This window comes from Pantoea sp. Mb-10, from assembly GCF_021272205.1.
Classification (GTDB): domain Bacteria; phylum Pseudomonadota; class Gammaproteobacteria; order Enterobacterales; family Enterobacteriaceae; genus Pantoea.
Window position 1 is genome coordinate 145,298 of sequence record NZ_JAJSDX010000005.1, and the last position, 9,705, is coordinate 155,002.

The 9,705-nt window shown below is 56.7% G+C and carries 11 protein-coding genes; 8 read left to right on the plus strand and 3 right to left on the minus strand.

The genetic code is table 11. From position 1 onward, the window contains the following. Nucleotides 1-43 precede the first annotated feature (43 nt). The 3 genes from sodC to slyA all read left to right on the plus strand — a co-directional run bounded on the left by sodC (nt 44) and on the right by slyA (nt 1,697). Nucleotides 44-568 (plus strand): superoxide dismutase family protein, encoded by a 525-nt coding sequence (gene sodC / locus LU196_RS12105; RefSeq protein WP_232757585.1) that lies wholly within the window; start codon nt 44-46, stop codon nt 566-568. A gap of 113 nt (nt 569-681) precedes the next feature. Next, a complete protein-coding gene (locus LU196_RS12110) occupies nt 682-1,152 on the plus strand; it encodes a hypothetical protein (RefSeq protein ID WP_232757584.1) in 471 nt (156 codons plus the stop codon). A gap of 107 nt (nt 1,153-1,259) precedes the next feature. Further along, nucleotides 1,260-1,697: a transcriptional regulator SlyA gene (slyA, locus tag LU196_RS12115; protein ID WP_232757583.1), complete on the plus strand. Its 438-nt coding sequence runs from the start codon at nt 1,260-1,262 to the stop codon at nt 1,695-1,697. A 39-nt stretch (nt 1,698-1,736) separates the two neighbouring features. Here the strand turns inward: slyA and slyB are convergent, their stop codons facing one another. Then, nucleotides 1,737-2,204 (minus strand): outer membrane lipoprotein SlyB, encoded by a 468-nt coding sequence (gene slyB, locus LU196_RS12120; protein WP_232757582.1) that lies wholly within the window; start codon nt 2,202-2,204, stop codon nt 1,737-1,739. 280 nt (nt 2,205-2,484) lie between these two features. On the opposite strand from slyB, the gene anmK reads away from it, so the two are divergent. The 5 genes from anmK to pdxY all read left to right on the plus strand — a co-directional run bounded on the left by anmK (nt 2,485) and on the right by pdxY (nt 6,947). Beyond that, nucleotides 2,485-3,606 carry an anhydro-N-acetylmuramic acid kinase gene (gene anmK, locus LU196_RS12125; protein WP_232757581.1) on the plus strand — a complete coding sequence of 374 codons (1,122 nt, stop codon included), beginning with the start codon at nt 2,485-2,487 and terminating at the stop codon, nt 3,604-3,606. A 9-nt stretch (nt 3,607-3,615) separates the two neighbouring features. Further along, nucleotides 3,616-3,945: an MliC family protein gene (locus LU196_RS12130; RefSeq protein ID WP_370640993.1), complete on the plus strand. Its 330-nt coding sequence runs from the start codon at nt 3,616-3,618 to the stop codon at nt 3,943-3,945. 14 nt (nt 3,946-3,959) lie between these two features. After that, nucleotides 3,960-4,616, plus strand: coding sequence for a pyridoxamine 5'-phosphate oxidase (gene pdxH / locus LU196_RS12135; RefSeq protein ID WP_232757580.1), 657 nt, complete (start codon nt 3,960-3,962; stop codon nt 4,614-4,616). 138 nt (nt 4,617-4,754) lie between these two features. Then, the gene (tyrS, locus tag LU196_RS12140) at nt 4,755-6,029 is read left to right on the plus strand and encodes a tyrosine--tRNA ligase (protein ID WP_232757579.1); all 1,275 of its coding nucleotides are present in this window, start codon (nt 4,755-4,757) and stop codon (nt 6,027-6,029) included. A 57-nt stretch (nt 6,030-6,086) separates the two neighbouring features. Beyond that, nucleotides 6,087-6,947, plus strand: a complete 861-nt coding sequence (gene pdxY, locus LU196_RS12145; RefSeq protein ID WP_232757578.1) for a pyridoxal kinase PdxY — start codon at nt 6,087-6,089, stop codon at nt 6,945-6,947. Nucleotides 6,948-6,993: 46 nt separating this feature from the next. On the opposite strand, the gene gstA is transcribed toward pdxY, so the two are convergent. Next, nucleotides 6,994-7,599, minus strand: a complete 606-nt coding sequence (gstA, locus tag LU196_RS12150) for a glutathione transferase GstA (protein ID WP_232757577.1) — start codon at nt 7,597-7,599, stop codon at nt 6,994-6,996. Nucleotides 7,600-7,806: 207 nt separating this feature from the next. Beyond that, nucleotides 7,807-9,306, minus strand: coding sequence for a dipeptide/tripeptide permease DtpA (gene dtpA / locus LU196_RS12155; RefSeq protein ID WP_232757576.1), 1,500 nt, complete (start codon nt 9,304-9,306; stop codon nt 7,807-7,809). Between the last annotated feature and the right edge of the window lie 399 nt (nt 9,307-9,705).

The following is a 9,705-nucleotide window of genomic DNA, read 5'->3' on the forward strand; positions in this document are numbered from 1 at the left end:
TTCGGTCCAGACTTAACGGGAATCGTTACCGTCAGGAGACGTTATGAAAAAAAGGCTTATTGCTACATTCGTGTTGGCATTTGCGATCGGGGCCCAGGCTGCGACCCAAGAGGTGACGCTGCATAAGGTCACCGCACAGGGCGTGGGGGCCGCCATCGGCGTGGTGACCCTCAGTGAGACGCCCTACGGCGTGCAGTTTGCGCCGCATCTCAGCGGACTCGAACCGGGCATTCACGGTTTTCACGTGCATGCCAACGGCAGCTGTGAACCCGGCGAATCCAACGGTAAAACCGTGGCGGCGGGGGCAGCGGGAGGGCACCTCGATCCTACTCACAGCGGTAAACACCTCGGACCTTATGCGGAGGGACATTTAGGCGATTTACCCGCGCTCTACGTTACGGCAGACGGCACCGCGAACTATCCGGTGGTTGCGCCGCGCATCAAATCGCTGCGGGAGATCAAGGGTAAAGCGCTGATGGTACACGTGGGTGGCGATAATCATGCCGACCGACCGCAGCCGCTGGGTGGCGGGGGCGCACGCCTGGCCTGCGGTGTAATCTCGCTGTAAGATTGCAAAGAGACAGCGCAGGGCTGAAAAGTTCTGCGCCATTTTCTTACTACTTTCTGCGTGCCAAACGGCTTATGATGCGGGTCAAGGAAAAGAACCATTCAGGGGAAGGCATGAAAACGCGCGGATTAGTACTGTTGGGGCTGCTGCTGTTAGCGGGATGCGATCAGCCCAATGATACGCAACTCCGTTTGGAGGCCAGCCGGCAGTTACAGCGAGTTATCGACTCGAACCCCTTACGCGTCAACTGCGAGAAGGTGGCACGGGGGCGCGAATGGCTCACGCAACGTACGCTAGAACAGCTGCGTGCGAAAGGCTGCCAAAATGTGCTGCGCAGCGCCACTGAAACCGACTTTACCCATACCGAAACGTTCCATCACACCATGACCGTGGTGTGCGGCGGTATCAGCGGTAAAAGCTTCACTGGTGACACGCTCAACCGTCGCTTTATCTACTCCTCAGAGGAAAAAGCGCTCGTGATCGAGCCGATGACCGAGCAAGATAAAACGCGCTTTGAGGGACAAAAAAGCCTTACCCAGCTGCAAGAAGATTTTAATCGTCAAGACGCGCAATATTGTCAATAGGAACCGCTTGTGCGCATTTTGCCCGCGATTTGTAATTTATCCTGCAAACTCGCAGAATAGTGTAAAATCCGGCTTGATAGCTAGCAAGCTAATTATAAGGAGATGAAATGGATACGCCTCTCGGAAGCGATCTCTCTCGCCTGGTGCGCATTTGGCGCGCCTTAATCGATCAGCGCCTCAAGCCCCTTGAGTTAACGCAAACGCACTGGGTGACGCTGCATAACATCCACCAGCTGCCGCCTGAGCAGTCCCAAATTCAACTGGCGAAAGCGATCGGTATCGAGCAACCTTCGCTGGTTCGCACGCTGGACCAGCTTGAAGAGAAAGGATTGATCACGCGCTCCACCTGCGCCAATGACCGTCGCGCCAAGCGCATTAAACTGACGCGTGAAGCGGAGCCCATTATCGAACAGGTCGAAAACGTCATTGACGCCACCCGCGATGACATTCTTGCGGGTATCAGCCTGGAAGAGATTAATCAAATGGTGACGCTTATCGCGCGGCTGGAAAAAAATATTCTCGAATTGCACCATCGAGAGAAATAAAAAAACCGACGCCCGGCGTCGGTTTTTTTTGGGAACAGCTTATCGAGGTGACACGGTCACTTGGCTGCCGTTGGACGCCATTACCACGCGCTGGCCAACAGAGTAGCGGCTGGCAGACTGTTTCTGCACCACCATGATGGTGTTGCCATCATCTTTGCGAATTTCCAGCTCAACACCATCAGATTTGTTTAGCGAACCCTGCACACCTTGGCCCGCCACGCCGCCCAAGACTGCACCGCCTGCGGTGGCTAAGCTGCGGCCAGTGCCGCCGCCGATAGTATTACCGAGGAAGCCACCCAGTACCGCACCCCCGATCGCGCCAATAATGTTACTGTCATCGCCGCCCTGAATCTTAACCGGGCGCACGGACACGAGCGTACCGTAAGAAACGCTTTGCACCTGTTTAGCTTCGCTGGCGCTATAGACGTCGCCGGAAAGGGTGTCGTTGTTGGCACAGCCAGCCAAGGTTAAACCTGTCAGTGCAACGGCTACAAAACGCTTGATCATCGAAAACTCCTTATGCATTAAAACGCCACATTCATATCCTGTACTGCACAGAGTATAAGCCAGAAAACAGGTGGTTGACTTTGCGTTCAACGTAAACGCGCTGGGCGAAGCATAGACCGCAATGCCTCAACAAAAATTCAATTTTCCGTTAAAAAAAAGCCAGCACGGCACACGAGAGGGCAAAGGGGTAAAAAAGGGATTTTTATCATAGAATTAGCGACCGTAATTTGCGAGGCTAGAAAGCAATCACTCGCTGCGCGAAGTGGCACAAGGACATTGTATGAAATCAGGACGCTACATTGGCGTAATGTCTGGCACCAGCCTTGATGGCGTAGACGTGGTGCTGGCGGCTATTGATGAAAAAATGGTGGTGCAGCAAGCAAGCTACTGCCATCCCTTTCCGTCGGCGCTCAAACAGCAGGTGCTGGCTATCTGCCAGGGCCAATCCCTCACGCTGTCGCAGCTAGGGCGCCTGGATACGCAGCTGGGACGACTGTTTGCGGATGCCGTGGTCGCGCTGATGCGGCAGCAGTCGCTGGATGCCAGCGATATTGTGGCCATTGGCTGCCACGGACAAACGGTTTGGCACGAGCCGCACGGCGAGGCGCCGCATACGCTGCAAATTGGCGATAACAATGTCATCGCAGCCGCCACGGGCGTGACGGTCGTGGGCGATTTTCGTCGACGCGATATGGCGTTGGGCGGACAAGGTGCCCCGCTGGTGCCGGCTTTTCACCAGGCGCTGTTGATGCACAGCAGTGAGCGGCGCATGGTGCTCAATGTCGGCGGGATCGCTAACCTTTCCTTGCTGATCCCCGGCCTGCCGGTGCGCGGTTTTGACACCGGGCCTGGCAACATGCTGATGGACGCCTGGATTGGCCAGCACAACGGCGCGACATACGACAGCGATGGCAACTGGGCGCGCAGCGGCCATGTGGTGCCGGCACTGTTAGAAGAGATGCTTGCCGATCCCTGGTTTGCCTTGCCACCGCCGAAAAGCACCGGGCGCGAATATTTTAATCTGGCGTGGATTACGCGCCAGCTGCAGCGTTTTCCGACGCTGGCCGCGCAGGATGTCCAGGCCACGCTGTGCGAGCTCACCGCGCTGACCATCGCGCATCAAATACAGTCACACGGCGGCTGCGATCGCCTGCTGGTGTGCGGCGGCGGTAGCCGCAATCCGCTGCTGATGTCACGTTTAGCGGCACATCTGCCGGATACCGATGTTACCACCACGGACACGGCTGGGATCCGCGGCGACGATATGGAGGCGCTGGCGTTTGCCTGGCTGGCTTTTCGCACCCTGTCGGGACTGCCGGGCAATCTCCCTTCCGTTACCGGCGCGCGCGAAATGAGCGTGTTGGGCGCCATCTGGCCCGCCAATGTTCGACCTTTACGCTAAGGAGTAACCATGAAAATGATCCTTGCGCTGCTGGCCAGCGCGACGCTTTTAACCGGCTGTAGCCTACTGCACAAACCGGCTCCAGGGCCGCAAACCCTGCGTTATCAATGCGGCACGCTGCCGCTGACCGTGACGCAAGATAACGCCAGGCAGCAGGTCAGTTTTATACTGGACGGTAAGCCGCTGACCCTGAAAGAGTCCGTGTCGGCGTCTGGTGCGCGTTACAGTGACGGCACCTATGTGTTTTGGTCAAAAGGTGACAGCGCATTTGTTGAGCGCAATGAAAAAATCGTCATCAACGATTGTCAACTGCAGCAGGCCGCGCCCGCGGCGCGTTAACCGAGAGAATCCGCATGAGCGATAACGACAGCTTACAACACATTGCCCACCTGCGCCGGGAGTACACCCGCGGCGGGCTGCGGCGTAAGGATTTGCCCGCCAACCCGCTGGCGCTGTTTGAACACTGGCTGAAGCAGGCGTGTGACGCGCAGTTGCCCGATCCCACCGCCATGACGGTGGCCACGGTGGACAGCCACGGTCAGCCTTATCAGCGCATGGTGTTACTGAAGCATTTCGACGACCGTGGCATGGTGTTTTACACCAATCTTGGCAGCCGTAAGGCGCTCCAGTTGGCAGGTAATCCGTGCATCTCGCTGCATTTTCCCTGGCACTTCCTTGAGCGTCAGGTGATGGTGCTGGGCAAAGTGGAAAAACTGTCGTCGGTTGAGGTGCTCAAGTACTTCAGCAGTCGCCCACGTGACAGCCAAATTGGCGCCTGGGTCTCGAAACAGTCCAGCCGTATTTCGGCGCGCGGCGTGCTGGAAGGCAAGTTTCTGGAGCTCAAGCAAAAGTTTCAGCAGGGCGAGGTGCCGCTGCCCAGCTTTTGGGGCGGTTTTCGCGTGCAATTCCATACGGTTGAGTTTTGGCAGGGCGGTGAACATCGTCTGCACGACCGCTTTATTTACCAGCGCGACGCCAATGGCTGGACGATTGACCGTTTAGCCCCGTAAAACGCCTTTTATCCCCTCACAACGCTGGCGCAGTTGGCGTCAGCGCTTTATGCTATAGCCCTCATTTTTTTCGTCTCCGCACGTCAGCGGAAAGCTGTGTACCAGCCCAGGTGCAGCCCGATCAATTTGGAGTCATTGATGACCAGCAGTAACCTGATACAACAATTGCAAGAACGGGGCTTGATTGCCCAGGTAACGGATGAAGACGCGTTAGCAGCACGACTGGCGCAAGGGCCAATCGCACTCTATTGCGGCTTTGATCCGACCGCGGATAGCTTGCATTTGGGCCATCTGGTGCCGCTGCTCTGCCTGAAGCGTTTTCAGGATGCCGGACACAAGCCGGTTGCGCTGGTGGGCGGGGCCACCGGTCTGATTGGCGATCCCAGCTTTAAAGCAGCAGAACGTAAACTCAACACCGAAGACACCGTCGGCGAGTGGGTTAACAAAATCCGTAGTCAGGTCGCGCCGTTCCTGAGCTTCGACTGTGGGGAAAACAGCGCGATTGCCGCGAATAACTACGACTGGTTTGGCGGCATGAACGTGCTGACCTTCCTGCGCGACATCGGGAAACACTTCTCGGTCAATCAGATGATCAACCGTGAAGCCGTGAAACAGCGCCTGAACCGTGAAGATCAAGGCATCTCGTACACCGAGTTTTCCTATAACCTGCTGCAGGGATATGACTTTGCTGAGCTGTACAAGCGCCACGGCGTTGTGCTGCAAATTGGCGGGTCCGATCAGTGGGGCAACATCACCTCCGGTATTGACCTGACGCGTCGTTTGCATCAGCAGCAAACCTGGGGGCTGACCGTACCGCTGATCACCAAATCAGACGGCACCAAATTTGGTAAAACAGAAGGCGGCGCGGTTTGGCTCGATCCGAAAAAAACCAGCCCGTACAAATTCTACCAGTTCTGGATCAACACCGCGGATGCGGACGTGTATCGCTTCCTGAAATTCTTTACCTTTATGCCGATTGACGCCATCAACGCGCTTGAAGAAGAAGATAAAAACAGCGGCAAAGCGCCACGCGCGCAGTATGTGCTGGCAGAGGAAGTGACGCGTCTGGTACACGGCGAAGCGGGCCTGACGGCGGCAAAACGCATCACCGAGAGCCTGTTCTCTGGCAGCCTGAGTGACATGACCGAAGCGGACTTTGAACAACTGGCACAGGATGGCATGCCGGTGATTGCCCTGAACGCCGAAGACGACCTGCAGCAGGCGCTGGTGGCGGCGGAGCTGGTACCGTCACGCGGACAGGCGCGCACCATGATCGGCTCGAATGCCGTCTCGGTAAACGGTGAGAAGCAATCTGATGCGGAGTACCGCTTCAGCGACAGCGATAAACTGTTTGGTCGCTTCACGCTGTTGCGTCGCGGCAAGAAACACTACTGCCTGATCACCTGGCAGTAAGATCAGAGGGCCGCTGCGACGGCCCTTTTTTTATGGCAAGGCAGTAACAGGTTAACAATGAAAAACATCCTCGCAATACAGTCTCACGTGGTGTACGGCCACGCCGGTAACAGCGCCGCTGAGTTCCCGATGCGTCGAATGGGGGCCAACGTATGGCCACTCAACACCGTGCAGTTCTCCAACCACACGCAGTACGGTCACTGGACAGGTACCGTCATGCCGGCGACCCATCTTACCGATATCGTTAAAGGCATCGCCGCGGTTGATCGGCTGAAAACCTGTGACGCCGTATTGAGTGGCTACCTGGGGTCAGCGGAGCAGGGCGAACAGATCCTGGAAATCGTGCGTATGGTGAAAGCGGCCAACCCCAACGCCTGGTTCTTTTGCGATCCGGTGATGGGGCACCCAGAGAAGGGCTGTATCGTGGCACCGGGCGTCGCGGAGTTTCACTGCAAAAAGGCGCTGCCTGCCAGCGACATGGTTGCGCCCAATCTGCTTGAGCTGGAGATGCTCAGCGGACGCGATATCACCGACGTGGCGCAGGCGATTGCCGCGGCGCGCGCGCTCATCGCGCAAGGCCCAAAAGTGGTGCTGGTGAAGCATTTGGCGCGTGCCGGCGAGCGTAGCGACCGTTTTGAAATGCTGTTAGTCACCGCTGAGGAGAGTTGGCATATCAGCCGTCCGCTGGTGGATTTCGGCGTGCGTCAGCCGGTGGGCGTGGGGGATTTAACCAGCGGTCTGCTGCTGGTGGATCTGCTGCACGGAAAAAGCCTGAAGGAGGCGCTGGAGCACGTTACGGCAGCCGTGTATGAAGTGATGGTGAAAACTCACCAGATGGGCGAATACGAGTTGCAGCTGGTGGCAGCCCAGGACGCCATTGCGCATCCCACCCAGCACTTTGCGGCGGAAAAACGCTAAACAGTCTGCCGGTGGGCGGCCGCGCGGCGCCCACCGGCGTTAACACTTAGCGTAACCCTTCCGCTTGCAGCGCCGCCTGCACCGCAGGGCGCTCCGCAACTCGCTCGAACCAGGCGTTAAGCGCCGTCAGGCCACTGATATCCAATTCCAGCGCGTTGGCCCAGCGCGTCACCACGTACAGATAAGCGTCTGCCACGGTAAAGCGTAGCCCCATCAGCCACTGCTTATCTTGCAACGCCTCATTCACGCTCTGGAACTTTTTCTCTAATTGCGCACGCACGATCGGCTTATACGCTTCAGGCGTATCAGGGCGAAACAGCGGCGTAAACGACTTATGCAGCTCGCTGCTGATAAAACTCAGCCATGATAGCGTGTGGTAGCGCGTCAGGCTGCCCGTGGGTGCCAGCAGATGGCGGTCGGGTTTTAAATCTGCCAGATACTGCACAATCGCCACGCCCTCGGTCAGCAGCGTGCCGTCGTCAAACTGCAAGGCGGGCACTTGTCCCCGCGGATTAATCTGCCAGTAATCTTCACCCAGCTCGGTGACTTTTTTCTGTAGGTCGACATTAATTTGCGTAAAGTCGACGCCGCACTCTCGCGCGACGATGTGGGGCGAAAGCGAACAGGCGCCGGGCTTGCAGTAGAGCTTCATCAGGGATCTCCTTATTGAGGACTGCGTAGATGTCATACATAGCCTAAACCACGCCAAAAGAATACCCCATGACCGCGATCGGACAAGGTGCGCGAGCCGCGTGATTGGCTTTTAGTCGGTGTAATAGGGCATCAGGCAGGGCACAGAGAGAAACAGGAAGCGCAAAGGAAGGCAAAAAAAAGCCGGGATTAACCCGGCCTGGAAAACCTACGGCGTGGACTTAAGCGCGGCTTCAGCGGCGTCGTCCTGCGTCATGCGGTTTAACACTGGCGCCGTGACCAGCATCAGCAGGGCAATCGCTCCGGTCGCCATACCAATCTGCTGGAACACGTGACTGTAAACGGTCAGCGAAGCGTGTGGATCGGTCACGTTTTCCGGCACCGCCATCAAATTGGCCACTTTACCCGCGATCATCGCCGCGCCCGCCGTGGTCAGGAACCATGAGCCCATGATAAAGCCCATCAGGCGCTGTGGCACCAGCTGCGCGACCATCGCCAGACCCAAGCCTGAGATCATCAGCTCACCGACGCTTTGCAGCGCGTAGCTGAGAATCAGCCAGTTAACGGAGACGATACCGGCCTCATTGGCAAAGCGCGCGCCAAAAGGCAGCACCAGGAACGCGGCCGAGCACAGCACCATGCCGAAAGCAAATTTATGCGGCATCGGCAGCTTATCGCCCAGCTTATTGTAAGTTGCCGCCAGCAGCGGGCTGGCCAGCATAATCCAGAATGGATTCAGGGCCTGGAACTGTTCAGGCTCAAAGGTGATGCCCAGGATAGCGTGTTCCACGTTGCGAATGGCAAAGAAGTTGAGCGAGGTCGGCATTTGCATGTACAGCACAAAGAACACCACCGCTTCCAGCATCAGCAGGAAGGCCACGATCATCTTGCGCCGCGCCGCGCCCTGCAGGGCAAACGCTTCTTTGGCAAACACCAGCACGATACCCACGGCAACCACGCCCAGCGTCATGCGCGCAATGTTTTGATGGTGCAGCAGCCAGGTGGCCAGCGCCACCAGCGCGACAATGCCCACCAGCGTCATCAGCAGTTTGCCCACCTGCAGCGGGGCAAAATCCGGTTTGGAGCCGTAGTTTTTCACCAGGCGCTGGCAAAACAGGAAGTTCAGCAGGGTAATCACCAGGCCGACCACGGAGAGCGAGAATGCCGCACTCCAGCCGTAGTGCGCTGCCAGCCAAGGCGTCAGCATCATGGAGAACAGCGAGCCGATGTTGATCGACATATAGAACATGGTGAATGCCCCGTCGATACGCGGGTCATCTTTCTCATAGCACGTTGAAAGCAGCGACGACGGGTTGGCTTTAAACAAACCGCTGCCCACGGCGATGGTCGCCATGCCCACATATACCAGCAGGGTGTTGTGACCGGAGAAGGCAATCAGCGCGTAGCCCAGTGCCAGCACCATGACGCCCAACACAATCACGCGCTTGGTGCCCAAAACTTTGTCGCCCAGCCAGCCGCCGATCGCCACAAGGCCATACACCAAGGCGCTGAACGAGGTAAACAGGGTGATCGACTCGGCTTCTGACATACCCAGCTGTTTCACCAGGTAAACGGCCATGATGGCCTGCAGGCCGTAGAAACCAAAGCGTTCCCATAGCTCAATCGAGAAAATCAGATAAAACGCTTTCGGTTGCTTGAAGGCGTTGAGGCTTACTGCCTCGTCAGTGTGTTTGTTTGCAGTTGACACGTGTACCTCAGTTTATACATAGCCTGTTTTGTGACAGGAATTAAGTCTGCGTCGGTCCGGGTATTCCGCGCGAGATCGTTATTAGAAAGGAAAAACGGCGCCTAATTTGGCTGAATCAGGCCATCAGGGCAAGCACTTTTTACACGCTGGCAGGATCGCATCAGGTAGGGTGAATAGTGCGTATAAAAGTTTCAAGTCAGTGGTTAATGTTGCACTTAAGAAGTATATCAGGATAAAGCGCGTAATTGGAAATCTCCGGAAGCAATTTCCTGAAATTAACTGCTTGTGCTCCCTTTATCAGCATATCTCGCTATAGCAGCGATATTTGGCCCGTTTTCATTGGGAGGTTGTGCAATAAATAGCCAAAAGGCTGACAAAAAGCGGCGTAAAACGGCCTCC

Bases quoted from the DNA above. Each gene is read 5' to 3' on its own strand.
- sodC (WP_232757585.1), top strand. From the start codon at position 44: ATGAAAAAAAGGCTTATTGCTACATTCGTGTTGGCATTTGCGATCGGG.
- LU196_RS12110 (WP_232757584.1), top strand. From the start codon at position 682: ATGAAAACGCGCGGATTAGTACTGTTGGGGCTGCTGCTGTTAGCGGGA.
- slyA (WP_232757583.1), top strand. From the start codon at position 1,260: ATGGATACGCCTCTCGGAAGCGATCTCTCTCGCCTGGTGCGCATTTGG.
- slyB (WP_232757582.1), bottom strand. From the start codon at position 2,204: ATGATCAAGCGTTTTGTAGCCGTTGCACTGACAGGTTTAACCTTGGCT.
- anmK (WP_232757581.1), top strand. From the start codon at position 2,485: ATGAAATCAGGACGCTACATTGGCGTAATGTCTGGCACCAGCCTTGAT.
- LU196_RS12130 (WP_370640993.1), top strand. From the start codon at position 3,616: ATGAAAATGATCCTTGCGCTGCTGGCCAGCGCGACGCTTTTAACCGGC.
- pdxH (WP_232757580.1), top strand. From the start codon at position 3,960: ATGAGCGATAACGACAGCTTACAACACATTGCCCACCTGCGCCGGGAG.
- tyrS (WP_232757579.1), top strand. From the start codon at position 4,755: ATGACCAGCAGTAACCTGATACAACAATTGCAAGAACGGGGCTTGATT.
- pdxY (WP_232757578.1), top strand. From the start codon at position 6,087: ATGAAAAACATCCTCGCAATACAGTCTCACGTGGTGTACGGCCACGCC.
- gstA (WP_232757577.1), bottom strand. From the start codon at position 7,599: ATGAAGCTCTACTGCAAGCCCGGCGCCTGTTCGCTTTCGCCCCACATC.